Genomic DNA, 20,087 nt, shown 5'->3' with positions numbered 1-20,087 from the left:
TTTCAGCCCAGAAGGCCGTCGTCGGCGAACTCCTTCACCGAACGGATATAGTGGTCGATAGTCTCCTGCATCGAAACGAACGACTTGCCGCCTGCGGCGTTTTTGTGGCCGCCGCCGTCAAAATATTTGCGGGCGAAGAGGTTGACATCGACATCGCCCCGCGAGCGCAGCGACACGCGGATAAACTTGCGGTGGGCGAGGAACATGGCCGACATCTTGACCTTCTTGATCGTGAGGGCGTAGTTGACAAAACCCTCGCTGTCGCCCTGCTGGAACTGGAAGCGGCGCATCTCGTTTTCCAGCAAAGACATATAAGCCACCGTGCCGTCCTGGATAACCTCCATCTTGCGGTTGATGGCATAGCCGAACAGCCGCGCGCGGCCTTCGGTATAGGCATTGTAAACGCTGTTGTAAATGTCGGGAATCGAGATGCCCTTTTCGATCAGCACGGCCACGGCGCGGAACAACTCCGGGGTGAGGAACGAAAAGGCGAAGTTACCCGTATCGGTCATCATGCCGACGTAGAGCGATTCGGCCATGCTGCGTGTGATGGCCTCCGTGCCGCACATCGCCTCGACGATGCTGTAAACCAGAAAACAGGTGCTCGACGAATCGGGATGCGAGAACAGAAGATCGAAGCCCTCGTCGGGCGAGAGGTGATGATCGATCAGCACGCGGCGGGCCGTGGTGTTGGCCTCGATAGTGTCGCTGAGGATTTCGAGCCGCGAAACGGCGTTGAAATCGAGGCAGAAGATCACGTCGGCTTCGGCAATAGCGCGTGCGGCGCGCCCCTCGGTATCGGCCTTGAAGACCACGACCTCGTCGATGCCGGGCATCCAGTCGAGGAAATAGGGGAATTTATTGGGGACGACGCAGGTCACCTCATGCCCCATCGTACGCAGGACTTCGGCCCATGCGAGCGACGACCCGACGGCATCCCCGTCGGGATTGGTGTGGGAGACGATGACGATCCGCTGCCGGGGCTGCGCAAGCAACTCACGCAGGCGTCCGATGTGTTCTTTCGATAACTTCATTCGGCTTGGTCCGCATTGGTGAACTGGACAAAGATAGGAAAAAAGGGGGGATATAACAAACCCGCATCCACAGACCTACCGGATATTCAGCAGCACGAGGTTGTCGAGCACGGTCCGCTGGGCTAGGTGCTGGAGGTATCCGGCCTGCTCCGCAGGGAGCCCCGCCCGCACTTCCGTCAGATAGGGCTTCCGGAAAATCGTCGTAAAAATCACGTTGGCCGCCAGGTAACTCCCTGTGGGCGAAGGATGGTAATTATCCGGCTGGTAAAGATCCCAGTCCGGGTGTTCGGCCCGCACCTGCCGCCACGCCAGGCCGACCGGGGCGCACCATGCGTCGTTGTCGTAGGTCATTTCGAGATAGCTCGTCACCAGCCGCGCCTGCATCAGTTCATAGCTGTTGATCGGGGGATAGCCCGCCACGGGCCGACGGCAGCCGTTGCGGTGACCCCACGTCATGTAGAAAATCACCTGCGCGCGGGGCGATCCGGCGTGCACGAGGCTGTCGAGCGTCCGCGCAAAAGGGTAGACCTCGCGGGCGACCTCGCCGGTCGGCATCGCGGGCGAGGAGCTCTGCTCCTGCAGGATCACGTAGTCCCAGCCGCCGCGAGCGAGCGTGTCCAGCAGCGCCCGGTTCTTCAGGTGTCCCGAGAAGCGCTCGCCGCCCTTGAGGATACGCGCACACGAAAGTTTCACACCCTGCGAAGCGGCGATTTCACGCACCGTCGCAGGCAGGTCGTTGTAATAGGTAAAACTGTTTCCGACCCACAGCACCCGCAGGGAGTCCTGCGTCTGGGCCATACTGCCCAGTGGCAACAACACAAAAATCAAGCGTAGAACAAGTTTCATCATGGCGGATTCGGTTTTTCGGTGAATTTACGATTTTTTCGCAGCCGATTTCCGGTCGGCGGCGTATTTACGACACCAGGTCGCAATGCCGCACTCGCTGCATTTCGGGGCCCGGGCCGTGCAGACGTAGCGCCCGTGGAGGATCAGCCAGTGATGGGCGACGGGCAGCAGGTGGCCGGGAATATTCTTTTCAAGGGTCAGTTCGGTCTGGAGCGGGGTTTTCGACCGGGTCGTCAGCCCGATGCGCTCCGAGACGCGGAAGACGTGCGTGTCGACCGGCATCACCTCCTTCTGCCACAACACGGCGCCCAGCACATTGGCCGTCTTGCGGCCCACGCCGGGCAGGCGCTGCATCTCGTCCAGGTCGCTCGGGACTTCGCCGCCGAACTGCTCGCACAGCATCCGGGCCATCCCCGCAAGGTTTTTGGCCTTGTTGTTCGGGTAGGAGATGCTCTTGATATAGGGATAAATCTCCTCGGCCGAAGCCTTGGCCATCTCGAACGGCGTCGGGAAAGCCTCGAACAGGGCCGGAGTAGTCATGTTCACCCGTTTGTCGGTACACTGAGCCGAAAGGATCACCGCCACCAGCAGTTGGTAAGGGTCGGTGTACTGCAATTCGCTCTCAGCCACAGGCATGTGCTCCGAGAACCAGGCAATGATGCCGTCGTAACGCTCTTTTGTTGTCATAGCCGTTATTTTTTACGTCGAAACAAAATCTTTTTCACCAGCAGTCCGGGTCCTTCGGGACACAACAGCAAACGCGGACAGGCGCATATATCCTTCCGCCAGCGCGCCGCATACTCCCCGACCGTACCCTCCCACGAAAGGACCCACAGCGCAACCCCGCTGCGTTCGCGCAGGATGCGGAAACGATTGCGCCCCGTGCCGTAGTGCGCGTCGAACCAGAGGCTGATGCCCATGAGCGAATCGCGGAAGGCGATGCGCTTCACGTGCGAAGGCGTATGGCTCACGCTCTCGGGCAGGCGGCGGTGTGCGGCCGTCGGGCGGTCGATAAACCGGATTCGGCTCTTCGCCGCAAACCACAGCCACATCGGCCAGTCGTCGGTCTGCCACTCGGGATGTTCTTCGGGACGCACTTCGGCATAGTAGACGGCGATCAGCTCCCGGCGGGCGAGCGTCGTGCAGTTGGCGACGGTCGTGCGCAGCAACAGCCGGTCGAAATCGGTATAACGCTCCGGCGGATAGGGCTTCCGTTCGCCCGTCGCCTGGTAATAATCGATTGCGGCGGTGCAGCACATCCCGCATCCGGGGTCCGACTCCATAAGTTCGACCTGCAATTCCAGTTTTTGCGGGTCCGTCCACCAGTCGTCGCCGTCGAGGTAAGCCACGTATTTCCCGCGGCACGCATCGAACGTGCGGCGGTAATTGGCCCGCATGCCGACATTCCCCGGCGAAGTCACCAGCCGGATGCGGTCGGGGTATTTCGCCGCATACTCCCGGCAAATCTCCCCCGTACGGTCCGTACTGCCGTCATCGCCTACTACCAGTTCCACATCGAACGAAGTCTGCTGCGTCAATACGCTTTCGATCGCCTGTGCGATATATTTTTCCTGGTTGTAGGCCGTTATGCAAACCGACACCAGCGGAGTGGAGAGATTCATTCTGTTATAATTTAGTCAGTTTTGCAAATTTGGCCAGCAGGGTCTTTTCACCCGCATTGTCGAAAGCCACCACGAGTTTGTGGTCCGTGGCGAGGGTTTCGATGCGCTGCACGATGCCCACGCCGAATTTCGGATGTTCGACGCGCTGCCCCACTGCATAATCGCCGCTCACGGGAGCCGAATCCCCGGAGGCAAGTCCGCCGTCCATCGCCTGACGCACGCCGACGCGGCGCATGCCGTCGGTCGAGGGCCTCGGCGTCTGCACGAGTGCAGGATCGGGAGCCGCCGCCGGGCGTTGGGGCTGCGTCGCCCGCGCAAAACGCCGCGCCGGCCCCGATTCGCCGTCCGCCGGGCGGCCGAAACTGCCGCCGCTGCCGGAACCGCTGCGGCCTCCGTAACCACCCGAACCGCCGTTTCCGCCGAAACGTCCCCCGCCCTGCTGTTTCTGCTGGAAGCGGTAGTCGAAGCGGCGGCGCAGTTCGTCGATGGCCGCGGGTCCGTCGTCGCCGGCCTGGCGCCGCGGGCGCTCCTCGGCGAAGTCGGTGTCCGATTCGATGTATTTGGGGTCGATCTCGCGCAGGAAACAACTCGGACGCGAAAATTCCATGTTGCCCCATTTGAAACGCATCTCGGCATAGGAGATCGTCGCCGAAACTTTGGCGCGGGTCAGGGCTACATAGAACAGGCGGCGTTCCTCCTCGATGCCGTCGGGCGACTCGGCAGCCCGCTGCGAAGGGAAGAGGTTTTCTTCAAGACCTACGATGTACACATATTTATACTCCAATCCCTTGGCCGAATGGACCGTCATCAGCGTCACTTTGTTTTTCTCCGCAGGATCGTCCTTGTCCATGTCGGTCATCAGCATCATGTTCTGCAACCACTCCTCGATGGTCGCCTCCTCCTCTTCGGGACGCTCACCGTTGCGGATTTCAGCATCACACCGCTCCTTGAACTCCTGCATCGAGTTCAAAAGCTCCTCGATATTGTCCAGCGCCGAAGTGGCCTCGGGAGTGTTCTCCGTGCGGTAAGCCGCGATGATGCCCGACCGCGAAGCGATCTCCAGACCGAAGTCGTAAAGCCCCTTGTCGTTGCGGGCCAGCGACATCGCACGGATCATCGCCACGAAATCCGTCACCTTGCGGGCAATGGTCTTCTGCACGGGGTCCGTAACGGGTTCGGCGACCAGCGCGTCGACCGCTTCCCACATCGAAACACCCCGCTCGGCCGCCAACTGCGCGATGCGCTGCACGGTCGTGTCGCCGATACCGCGCGCCGGATAGTTGACGATACGCTTGAACGCCTCGTCGTCGCGGGGATTGATCACCAACCGGATATACGCCATCATGTCGCGGATTTCCTTGTGGTCGTAAAACGACGAACCTTTGTAAATGCGGTAGGGAATGCCCCGGCGGCGGAGATTGTCCTCCAGCACGGCCGACTGGTTGTTCGTACGGTAAAGGATCACCGCCTCCGACCACTCGTCGTCCGCCGCACGGACCTTGTCGCGCAGGTCCGTGACGACCATTTCCGCCTCCTCGCGGTCGGTATAGGCCTTCAGGATGCGGATTTTATCGCCCACATCGCCCTCCGAGAAGCAATGCTTCTCCATGCGTTTCGAGTTACGTACGATCACCGAGTTGGCCGCATCGACGATCGTACGCGTCGAACGGTAGTTCTGTTCCAGTTTGAAGACCATCGCCGAGGGATAATCCTTCTTGAACGAAAGGATATTCTCGATTTTGGCCCCGCGGAACGAGTAGATCGACTGCGCGTCGTCGCCCACGACGCAAACCTTCGAGTGCGTCTGCGACAGGCGGCGGATAATCGTATACTGGGCATAATTGGTGTCCTGATACTCGTCGACGAGGATGTATTTGAACTGCTCCTGGTAGCGGGCCAGCACATCGGGGCAGTCGCGCAGCAGGATGTTGGTCTGCAACAGCAAATCGTCGAAGTCCATCGCGCCGTTACGCTTGCAGCGCTGGCAGTAGATGTTGTAGATGTTGCCGAACTCGGGAATCTGCGCCTGCCGGTCCTCGGCGGCGCAGGTCGAATTGGCCAGGTAGGCGCCCGGCGTGACGAGGCAGTTTTTGGCATAGGAAATGCGCGACGCCAGCACGTTGGGCTTGTACTTCTCGTCCGGAAGGTTCAGTTCGCGGACGATCGTCTTCAGGAGGTTCTTGCAGTCGCTGGGTTCGTAGATCGTGAACGAGTCGGTGAACCCGATCTTCCCGGCGTTCTCCCGCAGGATACGCGAAAAAACCGAGTGGAACGTACCCATGCGGATATAACGGCTGCGGTTGTCGGGCAGCATCTGCGCAATGCGCTCGCGCATCTGCTCGGCGGCCTTGTTGGTGAAGGTCAGCGCCAGAATATTCCAGGGCTTTATGCCCTGTTCGATCATGTATGCTATACGCGAGGTCAGCACGCGGGTCTTGCCCGACCCGGCGCCCGCGATGATGAGCGACGGCGAGTCGTAATTGACCACGGCATCCCGCTGGGCGGGGTTCAAACCCTGTAATATCGGAGATTCTTTGGATTCCATGACTGCAAAGTTAATAAGATTTAAGAAAGAATTTTTGAAAGAAAATAATATCTTTGCATTGCAAACGTTAAAAAGTTACATCCCACGACAATACTACAACAAGAATAAAACAATGAGCGAAGTCATCAACATCAAAGAACTAAACGAGCGTATCGAGCGCGAATCGGTTTTCGTCGATACGCTCCGGAACGAAATGGGAAAGGTCATCGTAGGCCAAAGCCACCTGGTGGACACCCTGCTGATCGGCCTGCTGTCCAACGGACACATTCTGCTCGAAGGCGTGCCGGGCCTGGCCAAGACGCTGGCCATCACGACGCTCGCCAAGGCCGTCGACGCGGGTTTCTCGCGCATCCAGTTCACCCCCGACCTGCTGCCCGCCGACCTGATCGGTACGCTGATCTACTCGCAGAAAAGCGAGGATTTCGTCGTGCGCAAAGGTCCGATCTTCGCCAACTTCGTACTGGCGGATGAAATCAACCGCTCCCCGGCCAAGGTGCAGTCGGCGCTGCTCGAAGCCATGCAGGAGCGCCAGGTAACCATCGGCGACAGCACCTATCCCCTGCCGCAGCCCTTCCTCGTACTGGCTACGCAGAACCCCCTGGAGCAGGAGGGAACCTATCCGCTGCCCGAAGCGCAGGTCGACCGTTTCATGCTCAAAGCCAAGATTTCCTACCCCAAGAAGCAGGAGGAGCGCGACATCGTGCGCATGAACCTCTCCGGAGCCGGCATGCCCAAGGTGAACAAGGTAATCACACCCGACGACATCGTCAAGGCCCGCAAGGTGGTCGAGGATGTCTACATGGACGAGAAGATCGAAAAATACATCATCGACATCATCTTCGCCACGCGCGAACCCGCGGAGTACAACCTCCAGAAACTCCAGAACCTGATCGCCTACGGCGGTTCGCCCCGTGCGTCGATTTCGCTCGCGAAGGCCGCCCGCGCCTACGCCTTCATCCGCCGCCGCGGCTACGTCATCCCCGAGGACGTGCGCGCCGTCTGCCACGACGTGCTGCGCCACCGCATCGGCCTGACGTACGAAGCCGAAGCCGAGAACATCACCACCGAGGAGATCATCACCGACATCCTTAACAACGTAATCGTACCCTAACGATGCAGGAAACCGAGAACGATATTCTCAGACGCGTCCGTAAGATCGAGATCAAGACCCGCGGTCTTTCGAACGAGATCTTCGCCGGAAAGTACCATACGGCTTTCCGCGGGCGGGGTATGTCGTTTTCCGAAGTGCGGGAGTACCGTGCGGGCGACGACGTGCGGGACATCGACTGGAACGTCACGGCCCGCTCGCGCAAACCCCACATCAAGGTCTACGAAGAGGAACGCGAGTTGACGATGATGCTCCTGGTCGACGTGTCGGCCTCGCGCATGTTCGGCTCGACCGACCGCCTGAAAAAAAACATCATCACCGAAATCGCCGCCGTGCTGGCTTTCTCCGCCGCGCAGAACAACGACAAGGTGGGGTGCATTTTCTTTTCGGACAAGGTCGAAAAGTTCATTCCCCCGAAGAAGGGCCGCAGCCACATCCTGATGATTATCCGCGAACTGATCGGGTTCCGGCCCGAATCGGCCGGCACGAAGCTCTCCGAACCGGTGCGCTTTCTGACCAACGTCAACAAAAAGCGCTGCACGACCTTCATCCTCTCGGACTTCATGGATTCGTCCAACGACAAATCGGCGCTGGACGATGCGCTGAAAATCGCCGGGAGCAAGCACGATTTGGTGGGCATCCGCGTCTTCGACCCCCGCGAAACGGAACTTCCCGACGTGGGCATCGTCAGCCTGCGCGACGCCGAGACGGGCCGCAAGGTCTGGGTCGACACTTCCTCGCGGGCCGTACGCGACCACTACGCCGCCTCGTGGCAGCAGCGCAGCAGCGAAATCGACTCCACGCTCAAGCACAACCGCATCGACACGGCCATGATCTCGACCGACGGCGACTATGTGGCCGAATTAATAAAACTGTTCAAACAGCGATGAAACGACTCTTTGCAATAGCGCTTCTTTTCACCGGATTCGCGGCCCGGGCGCAGGAAACGCCCACGGTCACGGCGCGCGTCGAACCCGACAGCATCATGATCGGCGACCGCTTCGATTATATCATCGACGTGGAGAAGGACCTCGTACAGGTCGTGGAGTTTCCCGAATTCCAGAACGCCGAAGGGAAACTCGAACTGGTCGAAAGCTGCCCGGTCGACACGCTCGAACGCGACGGCCGCCGCCTGAAACTGCGCAAACGCTACCGGCTGGCCGCCTTCGACGAAGGCAAATACAACCTCGGCGCGGCGCAGGTGCTCTATGCCGACAAGAACATCCTCGATACGCTCCGCAGTACCGATTCGGTCTACCTGGAGGTGGCTACGTTCCAGATCGACTCCACCTCGCAGTCGATCTACGACCTGAAAGGCCAGAAAAACCTGCCGTTCCGCTTCCGCGAACTGAGCGGTTATATCAAATGGGGAATATTCTTCATTCTGGCGCTGCTGATCGCCGGCTATGCACTCAAACGTTACCTCGCCAGCCGCGGCAAGGGCTTCGGCGACCTGTTCAAACCCGCCCCGCCGCTGCCGCCGCACGTCGCCGCCATCCAGGCCCTCGAAGCGCTCCACAACCAGAAGTTGTGGCAGAACAACAAACATAAACTCTACTATTCGGGACTGACGGACATCCTGCGCACCTACATCGCCGCCCGCTGGGGCTTCGGCGCCATGGAGATGACCTCCGACGAAATCATCGAGACGATGCGCGCGGAGGAGCTGCCCGACAAGGCCCGGATGGACCTGACGGCGATCCTGCGCGACGCCGACCTGGTGAAATTCGCCAAAGCGACGCCCGAAGCCGAGCAGAATGAGGCCGACTACCTGAAGGCATATTACTTCGTCGAGGAAACGAAAATCGCCGAGGAGGAGACTCCCGACGAGGAAGAAGCTCCGAAGGAAAACTAAACGCAACAACGATGTACAAGTTACTCTATATCACCCTGTTTATCTTTGCCGCCGCCGGGGCGCAAGCCCAGGATATGCCCGAGCGCTCGCTGGTGCGCAAAGGCAACCGGCAGTATAACAAGGGCAATTACGAGCAGGCGATCGGCCGCTACGAGCAGGCCCTGCAGGCCGCTGCGGGACAGTTCGAGGCAACTTACGACCTCGGCAACGCCCTCTACAAAGCCGAACGGTTCGACCGCGCCGAGCAGACCATGCAGCAGGCTGCGGCCGACTCGCTGCGTGCGGACACGGAGCGCGCCGAAGCGTTCTACAACCTCGGCAACGCCCAGTTCAAGCAACAGAAATACCAGGAGGCGCTCGAAAGCTACAAGCAGTCGTTGCGTCTGAATCCCTCGGACATGGAGGCCAAGTACAACTACGCCTATACCAAGCGGCTGCTCGACCAGAACAAGGACGGCGGCGGCGGTGGCGGCGACGACAAAAAGGACCAGGACAAAGACCAGAACAAGGACCAGAACCAGAACGGCCAGGGCCAGCAGAACCCCGATCAGAAAGGCGACCAGAAGGACCAGAAGGGCAACCCGAACGACCAGAAAGGCGACCAGGACCGGCAGCAAAACCCCTCGCAGGGCGACAAGGAAGGCAAAGGCGACCAGCAGGGCCAGCCGACGCCTTCGGGTATCTCGCCGCAAGAGCAGCAACAGATGCTCGACGCCATTCAGGCCCAGGAGGACAAGACCCAGGAGAAGCTCAAGGAGAAACAGGGCGTGGTGGTCCGCGGAAAGAAAAACTGGTAGCTTGTTTTAATTAAAAATGAAAAATTAAGAATTAAAAATTGAAGGCCGATAACATCATAAAGGACAAGAGCCTCGATTTTGCAATCCGGATTGTCCGGCTGTATAAGCATATTTCCGAAACGAATAACGAGTACGTACTTTCGAAACAGCTGCTTAAAAGCGGAACGAGTATCGGAGCAAACGTCCGGGAAGCAATCGGAGGACAATCGAAAGAGGATTTCATCGCAAAAATGCACATTGCATTAAAGGAAACGTATGAAACCGAATATTGGTTGGAATTGTTATACAGCACGGACTACCTGACGGAGAACGAATTTAAAAGTATTTTTTCTGATTGCCGGGAATTGACGAATATCCTTGCAAGTATCCTGAAAACAATGAAAGAGACAAAATAATTTTTAATTTTTCATTCTTAATTTTTAATTGCGTAAGCTATGCATTTTGCTTCACCATATTACCTCTGGCTGCTGACGCTGCTCGTGCCGATGATCGGCTACTACGTCTGGCGTGCGTTGCAGGGCGGGGCCTCGATCCAGATTTCGAGCGTCGCCGGCGTCGTGCGGGCGCCCCGGACCGTACGCTACTACCTGCGCCACCTGCCTTTCGTGCTGCGCGCAGCAGCTTTCGCACTGCTCGTCATAGCGCTGGCCCGTCCGCAGGATATCGAGCAGAACGTGCGTTCGAACACCGAAGGCATCGACATCATGCTGGCCATCGACGTTTCGGGCTCGATGCTGGCCCGTGACTTCAAACCCGACCGCATCACGGCGGCCAAGGAGGTCGCCGGATCGTTCATCGCCGACCGCTACGGCGACCGCATCGGTTTGGTGGCATTCGCCGGCGAAGCCTTCACGCAGAGTCCACTGACCACCGACCAAAGTACGCTCCAAACCCTCCTGGCCCGCATCCGCAGCGGCCTGATCGAGGACGGCACGGCCATCGGCAACGGCCTGGCGACGGCCATCAACCGCCTGCGCGAGAGCGACGCCAAGTCGAAGGTCATCATCCTCCTGACCGACGGCGTGAACAACCGGGGCGAAATCGCGCCGATGACCGCCGCCGAAATCGCCAAGGCGCAGGGCATTCGCGTCTACACGATCGGCGTGGGAACCGAAGGCATGGCCCCCTACCCGGCCATCGACATGTTCGGCAACCTGACATTCGTCAACCAGAAGGTCGAAATCGACGAGAAGGTGCTGAAAGCGATCTCCGACATGACCGGCGGCCGCTACTTCCGGGCCACGGACAAAGACAAGCTGAAAGCCGTCTACGACGAGATCAACCAACTCGAAAAGAGCAAGGTCGAGGTGACCGAGCATATCTCCTACCACGAACTGTTCCTGGTCTGGGCGCTCGCCGCCCTGGGGCTGCTGCTCACGGAGTTCCTGCTCTCGAACCTCGTCCTGAAACGCATACCGTAAAGAAAATTTGCTTATGTTCCGCTTCGCAAATCCGCAATATCTCTGGCTCCTGCTGGCCGTCCCGGTGCTCATCGCGCTCTATTGGCTGGCCGCACGCAACCGCCGCAGGCGGCTCGCGCGTTTCGGCCATCCGGGCATCCTGGAAGAGTTGATGCCCGAAGTATCGACCGGGCGCATCGCCTTCAAGTTCATCCTTTTCTGCGGCGCCGTGACGCTGGTCGTGCTGGCTGCGGCGCGCCCGCAATTCGGTTCGAAACTCCGCGAGGAGAAAGCCCGGGGCATCGAAATGATGCTCACGGTCGATGTCTCGAACTCGATGCTGGCCGAAGATTTCCAGCCCAACCGCCTCGAACGGACCAAATACGCCATCGGCAAACTCTTCGAGGGGTTGCAGCAAGACCGCGTGGGACTGGTCGTCTTCGCCGGAGAACCCAAGGTCCAACTGCCGATCACCTCGGACTACCGCATGGCGCGGGCCTTCGCGCGGCGAATCGACCCGTCGCTGGTGTCGGTGCAGGGCACGGCGATCGGCAAGGCCCTGGAACAGGCCCTGCTGTCGTTCTCGGGCGAGACGGAGCAGAGCCACGGCCGCGTAATCATCCTGATCACCGACGGTGAGAACCACGACGACGACGCTATCGCCGTCGCCGAACGCGCCGCCCAGATGGGCGTCAAAATCTTCACCATCGGTATCGGCACGCCCGAAGGCGCCCCGATTCAGATCGGCGGCGAGTTCATTAAGGACGAGAACGGCGAAATGGTCGTCTCGAAACTGGGCGAAGAGATGCTGGCCAAGATCGCCGACATTACGGGCGGCGTTTATGTCCGTTCGTCGAAGCAGTCGATCGGCCTCGAAGAGGTCGTCAAGGCAATCAACGAGATGGAGCAGACCGAACTTTCGATGGTCCGCTTCGAGGAGTTCAACGAACAGTACCAATACCTGCTCATCGCCGCGCTGGTCCTGCTGCTGCTGGAATTCGTCGTGCTCGACCGCCGCAACCCGCTGCTGGCGCACCTGAACATTTTCCGCGAGAAATAGCCGCTCCGCCGAGTGTGGCAGCGGCTTTGCAACGGTGCGGAAAGCCCGCAGCCAACAGGATTTCAGCGAGGCCGCAACCTCGCAGGTTATCCGATTGCGGTTCGCCGGACCACGTTATATATACTGCCTATGCCCCTCGAAAACACCCCTGCCGCACGCATTTCGGCCCTTGCCGCGGCCCAGAAAGCCTATTTCCGCTCGGGAGCGACGCTTCCCGAAGCCTTCCGCCGCACGATGCTCCGGCGTTTCGAAGCAGCCCTTGTCAACTGGGAAAAACGCCTCTGCGACGCCCTGTGGACAGACTTGCGTAAATCCCCCGAAGAGGCCTATCTTACTGAAATCAGCATCGTCCGGAGTGAAATCCGCAGCCACCTGCGCCACCTCGGCAAATGGATGCGCCCCGAGCCGCGCCCCACGCCGCTCAAACTCCTGCCGTTGAAAAGCCGGATCGTCAGCGAGCCCCTCGGGCAGGCGCTCATCGTCGCACCGTGGAACTACCCCGTGCAACTGCTGCTGAACCCGCTGGTCGGGGCCATTTCGGCCGGCTGCACCGCCCTGCTGAAACCTTCGCCTTATACGCCCCACGTCGCAAAGACGATCGAAGGGCTCGTCGCCGAAATTTTCGACGAACAATACGTCGCCGTCGTGCAGGGCGACCGGGATGTGAACACCCGGTTGTTCGACCTGCGCTGGGACGTGATCTTTTTCACGGGAAGCCCTGCGCTGGGACGGATCGTCATGGCCGCAGCCGCGAAAAACCTGACGCCCGTCGTGCTGGAACTGGGCGGTAAAAGTCCCTGCATCGTCGACCGCGGGGCCGACATCGCAACCGCCGCGCGCCGCATCGCCTGGGGCAAAACCCTCAACGCCGGGCAAACCTGCATTGCACCCGACTATTTGTTGATCCACCGTTCACTGCAAGACCAATTCACGCAAGCGTTCGCCCGTGCCCTGCGGGAACTCCACGGCGACGATGCGCAGCAAAGCCCCTGTTACGTCCGGCTGGTCAACGACCGCGCCTTCGAACGCGTGGCGGGCTACCTCCCGCAGGGAAAAATCCGGATCGGCGGCCGCACGGACGCTGCCGACCGCTACATCGAACCGACACTGCTCACCGACACGGACCCCGCATCGCCCGTGATGCAGGAGGAGATTTTCGGCCCCGTGCTGCCGATGGTTCCCTTCGACGACACCGACGAAGCCGTAGCCTTCGTCAACGACCGCGAAAAACCGCTGGCGCTCTACTACTTCGGGCCGGAGGAAACGGGCCGCAAAGTCCTGCTGCACACCTCCTCGGGCGGAGCGTGCCTCAACGACGTGATCATGCACATCGCCAACGACAACCTGCCTTTCGGCGGCGTGGGCAACTCGGGCATGGGCCGTTACCACGGGCGCGACAGTTTCGACGCGTTCTCCCACCGCCGGGCTGTCGTCTCGTCGCCGAAGCGCCTCGACCTGCCGTTCCGCTATCCGCCCTACAAAGGATTCCGGTGGATCAAAAAGATCTTGTAAAAACGGCCCCGCATAATTCCGGCCTGCCGCCTGCAATTTTTAATTCTCAATTTTTAATTCTTAATTTTTAATTCCCTACCTTTGCTGCGCAGGTCCGCTCTGTCGCTGCCGGCCCCAGGCCGGGAGAGGAAAGTCCGGGCAACACAGAGCGCCACGCAGGCTAACGACCTGACAGCCGTGAGGTTGTGGTAGCGTAACAGAAAACGACCGCCCGCAGCAAACTGCGGGTAAGGGTGAAAAGGCGGGGTAAGAGCCCACCGCGGGGGCAGCAATGTCGCCCGGCAGTACGTCCCGTGGGTTGCAAGACCGTGTATACCGGCAATTAAGGGTTGCTCGCCCGATGCCGGGGGGTAGGTTGCTCGAGACGGCAGGAGACTGCCGTCCTAGATAAATGACAGGGACCCGGGGTTCGCCCCGGGGACAGAACCCGGCTTACAGGACCTGCACGTACGGAGGTGTCGCATTACTGCGACACCTTCCTGTTTTTACGGGAGCGCCCTGCGGCAACATTGGGCAGCCGAATCCCCCGGGCTGGCACTTTTTTTGAACCCGCCACGCCGGATGACGACTCTCGGCGAACATATCCGGCAGGGCAGCAGCTACAAATGGTGGATTCTGGGCATGATCATGCTCGGGACCTTCATGGCCGTGCTGGACGTTACGGTGGTCAACGTCGGGCTTCCGGCCATTATGTCGGCCTTCCACATCGGCATCTCCTCGGCCGAATGGGTCATCACGGCCTACATGATCACCATGACCGTCATGCTGCCTTCGGCGGGCTGGTTCGCCGACCGTTTCGGCAACAAACGCGTTTACATCCTCGGAATGGTGCTCTTCACGCTGGGTTCGTGGCTCTGCGGAAAAGCCCCGAGCGACACGTTCCTCATCGCCTCACGGGCTTTGCAGGGATTCGGCAGCGGCATCATCCAGGCACTCGGCCTGGCCATCGTCACCCGCGAATTCAAACCCGAAGAGCGGGGCCTCGCGCTGGGTCTCTGGTCGATGGCCGCCGCGGCTTCGATCTCGTTCGGTCCGCTGCTGGGCGGCTACCTCGTCGACGATTACAGTTGGCACAAGATTTTCGACGTGAACGTTCCGGTGGGACTTGCAGCGATCCTGCTCTCGGTATTCATCCAGAAAGAGTGGCGGAGCGGCGTACGCCACCCCTTCGACTGGAAAGGATTCGCGGGCATCGTCCTGTTCATGCCGCTGACGATCTACGCCCTCGCCCGCGGCAATTCGCCCACCAACCACGACGGCTGGTCGGCTCCCGAAGTCGTGGCCTGCTTTACGGTGGCGGCCGCGGCGTTCGTCTTCTTCATCGTCACGGAACTGCGCAGCCCGGCGCCCCTGCTGCAAATCCGGCTGCTGGCCGAACGGAATTTCGGCGTTTCGATGGCCGTGCTGACGCTCTTCGCCGTCGGGATGCTCGGGGGAACCTACCTGCTGCCGTTGTACATGCAGCGCGGACTGGGATACACGGCACTGATGGCCGGCAGTGTTTTCCTGCCCGTAGGACTTATCCAGGGGGTACTTTCAACCGTCTCGGGTTACCTGACGCGCTACATCAAACCCCTGCTGCTGGTCGTTGCGGGCATCCTGGTCATGGCCCTGAGTTTCTGGCTCGCAAGCCGCTTCACGCTCCACACCACCCACAGCCACATCCTGCTGGTCCTCTACCTGCGCGGCTTCGGCATGGGTCTCACGTTCGCACCGCTCAACCTCTTTTCACTCAAGAACCTCACCCAGCAGGACATGGCCGCGGCGGCCGGCATTTCGAACAGCATCAAACAACTCGCAGGCAGTTTCGGCATCGCCGTCCTCACGGCGATCCTCGCAACCCGCACAGCCTACCACACGGCGCACGAAACGCTCCCGGCGGCCCAGACTTACGTCGAAGGGGTCACCGACGCGCTCTCGGTCGTGGTATGGCTCACCCTCGCATCGGCCGTGCCGCTCGTGTGGGTGCTCCTGAGACGGAAAAAACAGGTGAAAAACTGATCCCGGGCGGCTACATCAGCCCCATCCGCTTGCGGGCGAACTGCATGACCCACGCCGGGGACTGCTCGCGCGCCAGCATGTCGCGCATGTACTCCATGTAGGGTTCCGAATGGCGGAACCAATGCTGTAAACCCTCGCAGAGCGAGTTCTTGCGGCATCCGTCGGAGCCCGTCTCGAAGCGGTGCTTCGGACACTCGCCCCGGCAGGCGAAATAGTATTTGCAGCGCAGGCATTCGCCCGGAAGGGCGTTGCGTTTCGCCAGCCCGAAATCGCGGCGTTTTCGGGTCCGGTAAATCTCCGTCAGCGAGGTCTCGGCAATGTTGCCCAACTTGTATTCGGGATAAACGAAATGGTCGCACGAATAAACGTCGCCGTTGTGTTCGACCACCAGCGCATCGCCGCACGTCTCGCCCATCGAGCAAACGCCCGGGGGCACGCCGCACCACTGGGCCAGCGTCGCGTCGAACATCTGTACGAATATGCGCCCCACGTCGCTCACCACCCATACGTCGAACACGTCGCACAGGAACTCGCCGTAGCCTTTGGCCGTCACCGACCATTCGGCCAGCCGCGCGCCCTCGCGGTCGGGCGAGACGATCAGCGGACGGTGGAAGCCCGGCTTGTCGACGACGTGCTCCACGGCAGGCAAAAACTGCATGTACTTGCTGTGCACCGTATCGCGGAAGAAGCGGTAAATCTCGCCGCCGCGGCCTTCGCACAACTTGTTCACGACGCTCAGGGTGTTGTACTCCACGCCGCTGCGCTGGAACATCCCGATCGTCTGCATCACGCGTTCGAAGGTGGGTTTGCCGCCTTTGGTCAGGCGGAACGTGTCGTGGATGTCCTGCGGTCCGTCGAGCGAAATCCCGACCAGGAAGTTGTTTCCGGCGAACAGGTCGCACCACTCCTCATCGACCAGCGTGCCGTTGGTCTGGAGGATGTTTTCGATCTTCTTTCCGTCGGCGTATTTCTCCTGGAAAGCCATCGCCCGGCGGTAAAAATCCACGCCCAGCAGCAGCGGTTCGCCGCCGTGCCAGCAGAACTGCACCACTTCGACCTCGTTGGCCTCGATGTATTGTTTGACGTAAAGTTCCAGTAATTCATCGCTCATCACGGCCTGCTTGCCGCCGTACTGGACGGCTTTGTCCAGGTAATAGCAGTAGTGGCAGTCGAGGTTGCAGGCCGAACCGGCGGGCTTGAGCATCGTCGAAAAGGCCACAGGGCCCGCCTGTTTCTCCGCATCGCGGAAGGTAAAGATATCTTTGTTCTTCATGTGAGATTCCCGGTTTACGGACAAAACGAACGCCGCCCGCAATTATTTTGACAAATATAGTGAAAGGCAGAGGCAATCGGGAATATTTTCTGGTCAAAAACAGCCGACACGTATCCCATTATGCTAAAATATCCCTAAAAAGAGCGTATGAAAGGCGCAAAACCATTATCTTTATCCGCCGAATCCCCTTCATCCGATGAACCCGAGAAAAGCGCTGCTCAACCTGCTATTCCTGCTCTGCGCCGCGACCGCCGCGGCACAATCCGCAGGAGTGCGTTTCCGCATTGCCGACCGCATCACGCGCGAAGCAGTCGTGGGGGCCGTAGCCGAACTGCGCAGCCGCACGGACACCGCGGCGACGCCTTTCTATACCACCTCGGACATCGAAGGCCGCGGCACATTCCCCCGCGTGCCGCGCGGCGACTACCGCCTCACGGTCACCTCGCTGGGGTACGACTCGCTGCACCGCGACCTGCGGGTCGGCACGGCGGCCGTCCTTCTCGACTCGCTGTGGCTCACGCCCCGCGCCGAAGCCATCGACCAGGTGACCGTCGAAGCGCCCGCGCTACGTTCGTCCGTACGCGGCGACACGCTCTCCTACCGCGCCTCGGCCTACAAGGTTTCGTTCGGGTCGGACGCCGAGTCGCTGATCTCGAAAATGCCCGGCCTGGAGGTCGCCGACGGCGGTATCGAGGCACAGGGCCGCACCGTGCGGCGGGTCTACGTCGACGGGCGCGAATTTTTCGGCAACGACGTGATGTCGGCCATCCGCAACATCCCGGCCGACATGATCGAAAGCATCGACATCTACAACTCGCAGAGCGACCAGTCGGAATTTACGGGCGTAGACACCGGCGAAGGATACACGTCGCTCAACATCGTAACGCTCCCCGACAAGCGGCGGGGCGCTTTCGGACGCCTCTACGGAGCCTACGGCATCCCCGACAAATACATCGGCGGCGGCAACGTCAACATTTTCGACAACGACCGCCGCATCTCGGTGATCGGACTGGCGAACAACATCAGCCGCCAGAATTTCTCGTTCGAGGACATCCTCGGCACGACCGACCGGTCGGGCAAGTCTTCAGGCAACAATTTCATGGTCCGCCCCTTAGACGGCATCTCGGCCGTGCAGGCCATCGGCGTCAATTACAGCGACGACTGGGGCAAAAAGGGCAAGGCCACGGCCAGCTATTTCTTCAACCGCACCGACAACCACAACACCAGCCTGAGCGACCGGCAGACCTTCACTTCGACGGATAAACTGGTGCTCTACAACGACGAGAACAACTCCAGGACGCTCAATCTCAACCACCGTTTCAACGCGCGCGTCGACTACAAATTCTCCGACCGCCATTCGATGATGATGCGCACCTCGTTCAGCCTGCAGGACAACAACTACCGCAACGAACTGCGAAGCCGCACCGACAACAAATTCTCCGACGACGACATCCGCTTCGTCAACCGCCGCCGCAACTTCGGCCACAACAACAGCGACGGATACAACGTCTCGAACTACCTGCTCTACCGCTACCGCCTGCCGGGAAAAACGTCGCACAACCTCACCGTCGGCGTCGGGGGAACCTACCGCAGCTACGACCAGCTGAGCCGCCCGCGGCAGTACACCTTCCGCGACCCCGACAACATCGAGTGCGACACGGCGGATTACTCCTCGCGCAACATTACGCGCACCGACCGCGACCAGCCGGGCTACGACCTCAACGGCAACGTGAGCTACACCCGTTCGCTCTCGAAACGCTCGCGCCTGAGCTTCGAATACCGCATCAACTACACCGATAACAGCGTCGAGCGCAACACGTTCGTACTCACCAAAGAGAATGTTTTTCCCGACGAACGCAATCCGAAGCAGTCGACCGAATACGACTATGCCTACCTGACCCACCGCATCGGCAGCACCTATCAGTATTATTTCAAAAAGACGAAAGTCGCAGCGACGCTCTACTACCAGCATGCGGGATTCAGCAGCGACTATGTTTTCCCCTATGACCGGAAAACCGAAACATCGTTCGACAACCTCACGTACAGCGTGGTGGCGAACGTCAATATCAACCGCAACAACACCCTGAAATTCAACGCTTCGGGGCGCACGTCGAATCCCCGCGCCACCGACCTGCAGGACATCGTCAACACCACCAACCGCCAGAACGTCTTTGCCGGAAACCCCGGCCTCGATCCGGTCTATACCCATCGCCTTTCGGGTCAGTACATCCGCGCCAATCCCGCCAAGGGGCGCACCTTCACGGTCTCGGCGGAGTTCGCGGCAAGCCCCAACACCATCACCGACTCGCTGGTGATCGACTCCCCGAACTTCGTCATCGACGACGAGGGAACGCTCCTCGGCGAAGGCAACCAGTACACCAAGCCGGTCAACCTCGCGGGCTTATGGAGCCTGCGCGCCAGCGTCAACTACGGCATGCCCGTCCGGTGGCTGCGCTCGAACCTCAACTTCCGGGCGGGGGTCTCGACGGGCCGCATCCCGAGTATCATCAACGGCGAACGCAACGAGCTGAACAACAACGTCTATAACGCCGGACTGACCCTCGGGAGCAACATCTCCGAATCGGTGGACTTCCGCCTGAGCTACACGGGACGCTACAACGCGAGCAAAAGTTCGTCGCAGGTCCGCACGCTCGACAACACCTATTTCAGCCAGTCGGCCAAAGCCGAAACGACGTTCGTGGTCTGGAAGCGCCTCGTCGTGCGCGCCAACGCCGACTACAACTATTATAAGGGAATCACCGATACGTTCCTCGAAGAACGCCTGATCTGCAACGCAATGCTCGGTGTCAAACTCTTCCGCAACTGTTTGGGCGAAGCGAGCGTCGGCGTGAACGACATCCTCGACCAGAACGGAACCACCTTCCGCCGTACGGTGACGGGCACAACGCTGCGCAACGTCACCAACCTGGGCATCGGCCGCTACGTATCGTTTCAGTTCACCTATAACCTGCGCCTTTTCCGCCGCCAGCACAACGCCGTAATAGAGGCAATGCAGGAAAAGTAAGCGATTTTT

16 protein-coding genes and 1 other RNA gene are annotated in these 20,087 nt (G+C 60.0%); 11 read left to right on the top strand and 6 right to left on the bottom strand.

Annotated elements, in window-relative coordinates; all coding sequences use genetic code 11:
- Positions 1 to 2: 2 nt before the first annotated feature.
- The 5 genes from I2E69_RS05330 to I2E69_RS05310 all read right to left on the bottom strand — a co-directional run bounded on the left by I2E69_RS05330 (position 3) and on the right by I2E69_RS05310 (position 6,047).
- Positions 3 to 1,034 (bottom strand): DHH family phosphoesterase, encoded by a 1,032-nt coding sequence (locus I2E69_RS05330; protein WP_195459524.1) that lies wholly within the window; start codon positions 1,032 to 1,034, stop codon positions 3 to 5.
- A 75-nt stretch (positions 1,035 to 1,109) separates the two neighbouring features.
- Positions 1,110 to 1,883 carry a DUF4886 domain-containing protein gene (locus I2E69_RS05325; RefSeq protein ID WP_195459521.1) on the bottom strand — a complete coding sequence of 258 codons (774 nt, stop codon included), beginning with the start codon at positions 1,881 to 1,883 and terminating at the stop codon, positions 1,110 to 1,112.
- Positions 1,884 to 1,907: 24 nt separating this feature from the next.
- Positions 1,908 to 2,567 carry an endonuclease III gene (gene nth / locus I2E69_RS05320; protein ID WP_195459518.1) on the bottom strand — a complete coding sequence of 220 codons (660 nt, stop codon included), beginning with the start codon at positions 2,565 to 2,567 and terminating at the stop codon, positions 1,908 to 1,910.
- Positions 2,568 to 2,572: 5 nt separating this feature from the next.
- Positions 2,573 to 3,502, bottom strand: a complete 930-nt coding sequence (locus tag I2E69_RS05315) for a glycosyltransferase (protein WP_195459514.1) — start codon at positions 3,500 to 3,502, stop codon at positions 2,573 to 2,575.
- A gap of 4 nt (positions 3,503 to 3,506) precedes the next feature.
- Complete coding sequence (locus I2E69_RS05310; RefSeq protein ID WP_195459511.1) at positions 3,507 to 6,047, bottom strand: UvrD-helicase domain-containing protein; 2,541 nt, start codon at positions 6,045 to 6,047, stop codon at positions 3,507 to 3,509.
- A gap of 112 nt (positions 6,048 to 6,159) precedes the next feature.
- On the opposite strand from I2E69_RS05310, the gene I2E69_RS05305 reads away from it, so the two are divergent.
- From I2E69_RS05305 to I2E69_RS05260, 10 genes are all read left to right on the top strand, one after another.
- A complete protein-coding gene (locus I2E69_RS05305; protein WP_195459510.1) occupies positions 6,160 to 7,158 on the top strand; it encodes an AAA family ATPase in 999 nt (332 codons plus the stop codon).
- 2 nt (positions 7,159 to 7,160) lie between these two features.
- On the top strand, positions 7,161 to 8,045 hold the full coding sequence (locus tag I2E69_RS05300) for a DUF58 domain-containing protein (protein ID WP_195459508.1): 885 nt from the start codon (positions 7,161 to 7,163) through the stop codon (positions 8,043 to 8,045).
- Positions 8,042 to 9,010 (top strand): hypothetical protein, encoded by a 969-nt coding sequence (locus I2E69_RS05295; RefSeq protein WP_195459506.1) that lies wholly within the window; start codon positions 8,042 to 8,044, stop codon positions 9,008 to 9,010. Before I2E69_RS05300 ends, I2E69_RS05295 begins: the two co-directional genes overlap by 4 nt.
- An 11-nt stretch (positions 9,011 to 9,021) precedes the next feature.
- A complete protein-coding gene (locus I2E69_RS05290; protein WP_195459503.1) occupies positions 9,022 to 9,807 on the top strand; it encodes a tetratricopeptide repeat protein in 786 nt (261 codons plus the stop codon).
- A 38-nt stretch (positions 9,808 to 9,845) separates the two neighbouring features.
- The gene (locus tag I2E69_RS05285; protein ID WP_195459500.1) at positions 9,846 to 10,202 is read left to right on the top strand and encodes a four helix bundle protein; all 357 of its coding nucleotides are present in this window, start codon (positions 9,846 to 9,848) and stop codon (positions 10,200 to 10,202) included.
- Between the two features lie 39 nt (positions 10,203 to 10,241).
- Positions 10,242 to 11,228 (top strand): vWA domain-containing protein, encoded by a 987-nt coding sequence (locus tag I2E69_RS05280; RefSeq protein WP_195459497.1) that lies wholly within the window; start codon positions 10,242 to 10,244, stop codon positions 11,226 to 11,228.
- 13 nt (positions 11,229 to 11,241) lie between these two features.
- On the top strand, positions 11,242 to 12,267 hold the full coding sequence (locus tag I2E69_RS05275; protein WP_195459493.1) for a vWA domain-containing protein: 1,026 nt from the start codon (positions 11,242 to 11,244) through the stop codon (positions 12,265 to 12,267).
- Between the two features lie 129 nt (positions 12,268 to 12,396).
- On the top strand, positions 12,397 to 13,779 hold the full coding sequence (locus I2E69_RS05270; RefSeq protein ID WP_195459490.1) for an aldehyde dehydrogenase: 1,383 nt from the start codon (positions 12,397 to 12,399) through the stop codon (positions 13,777 to 13,779).
- A gap of 86 nt (positions 13,780 to 13,865) precedes the next feature.
- Positions 13,866 to 14,230: RNase P RNA component class A (gene rnpB / locus I2E69_RS05265), an RNA gene on the top strand.
- Between the two features lie 110 nt (positions 14,231 to 14,340).
- The gene (locus I2E69_RS05260) at positions 14,341 to 15,780 is read left to right on the top strand and encodes a DHA2 family efflux MFS transporter permease subunit (RefSeq protein ID WP_195459487.1); all 1,440 of its coding nucleotides are present in this window, start codon (positions 14,341 to 14,343) and stop codon (positions 15,778 to 15,780) included.
- A gap of 10 nt (positions 15,781 to 15,790) precedes the next feature.
- Here the strand turns inward: I2E69_RS05260 and I2E69_RS05255 are convergent, their stop codons facing one another.
- Entirely contained in the window at positions 15,791 to 17,053 is a 1,263-nt protein-coding gene (locus tag I2E69_RS05255; RefSeq protein WP_195459484.1) for an anaerobic sulfatase-maturation protein, read from the bottom strand.
- Positions 17,054 to 17,249: 196 nt separating this feature from the next.
- On the opposite strand from I2E69_RS05255, the gene I2E69_RS05250 reads away from it, so the two are divergent.
- Positions 17,250 to 20,078 carry an outer membrane beta-barrel protein gene (locus I2E69_RS05250; protein ID WP_195459482.1) on the top strand — a complete coding sequence of 943 codons (2,829 nt, stop codon included), beginning with the start codon at positions 17,250 to 17,252 and terminating at the stop codon, positions 20,076 to 20,078.
- Positions 20,079 to 20,087: the final 9 nt, after the last annotated feature.

The organism is Alistipes sp. D31t1_170403_E11 (assembly GCF_015553985.1).
Classification (GTDB): Bacteria; Bacteroidota; Bacteroidia; order Bacteroidales; family Rikenellaceae; genus Alistipes; species Alistipes montrealensis.
This window is presented reverse-complemented; position numbering and strand designations above follow the sequence as displayed.

Excerpts from the sequence above, each read along its gene's own strand:
- I2E69_RS05290 (WP_195459503.1), top strand. The coding sequence starts at position 9,022 with ATGTACAAGTTACTCTATATCACCCTGTTTATCTTTGCCGCCGCCGGG.
- I2E69_RS05250 (WP_195459482.1), top strand. The coding sequence starts at position 17,250 with ATGAACCCGAGAAAAGCGCTGCTCAACCTGCTATTCCTGCTCTGCGCC.
- I2E69_RS05295 (WP_195459506.1), top strand. The coding sequence starts at position 8,042 with ATGAAACGACTCTTTGCAATAGCGCTTCTTTTCACCGGATTCGCGGCC.
- I2E69_RS05255 (WP_195459484.1), bottom strand. The coding sequence starts at position 17,053 with ATGAAGAACAAAGATATCTTTACCTTCCGCGATGCGGAGAAACAGGCG.
- I2E69_RS05275 (WP_195459493.1), top strand. The coding sequence starts at position 11,242 with ATGTTCCGCTTCGCAAATCCGCAATATCTCTGGCTCCTGCTGGCCGTC.
- I2E69_RS05315 (WP_195459514.1), bottom strand. The coding sequence starts at position 3,502 with ATGAATCTCTCCACTCCGCTGGTGTCGGTTTGCATAACGGCCTACAAC.
- I2E69_RS05325 (WP_195459521.1), bottom strand. The coding sequence starts at position 1,883 with ATGATGAAACTTGTTCTACGCTTGATTTTTGTGTTGTTGCCACTGGGC.
- I2E69_RS05280 (WP_195459497.1), top strand. The coding sequence starts at position 10,242 with ATGCATTTTGCTTCACCATATTACCTCTGGCTGCTGACGCTGCTCGTG.
- I2E69_RS05330 (WP_195459524.1), bottom strand. The coding sequence starts at position 1,034 with ATGAAGTTATCGAAAGAACACATCGGACGCCTGCGTGAGTTGCTTGCG.
- I2E69_RS05300 (WP_195459508.1), top strand. The coding sequence starts at position 7,161 with ATGCAGGAAACCGAGAACGATATTCTCAGACGCGTCCGTAAGATCGAG.
- I2E69_RS05260 (WP_195459487.1), top strand. The coding sequence starts at position 14,341 with ATGACGACTCTCGGCGAACATATCCGGCAGGGCAGCAGCTACAAATGG.
- nth (WP_195459518.1), bottom strand. The coding sequence starts at position 2,567 with ATGACAACAAAAGAGCGTTACGACGGCATCATTGCCTGGTTCTCGGAG.
- I2E69_RS05305 (WP_195459510.1), top strand. The coding sequence starts at position 6,160 with ATGAGCGAAGTCATCAACATCAAAGAACTAAACGAGCGTATCGAGCGC.
- I2E69_RS05270 (WP_195459490.1), top strand. The coding sequence starts at position 12,397 with ATGCCCCTCGAAAACACCCCTGCCGCACGCATTTCGGCCCTTGCCGCG.
- I2E69_RS05310 (WP_195459511.1), bottom strand. The coding sequence starts at position 6,047 with ATGGAATCCAAAGAATCTCCGATATTACAGGGTTTGAACCCCGCCCAG.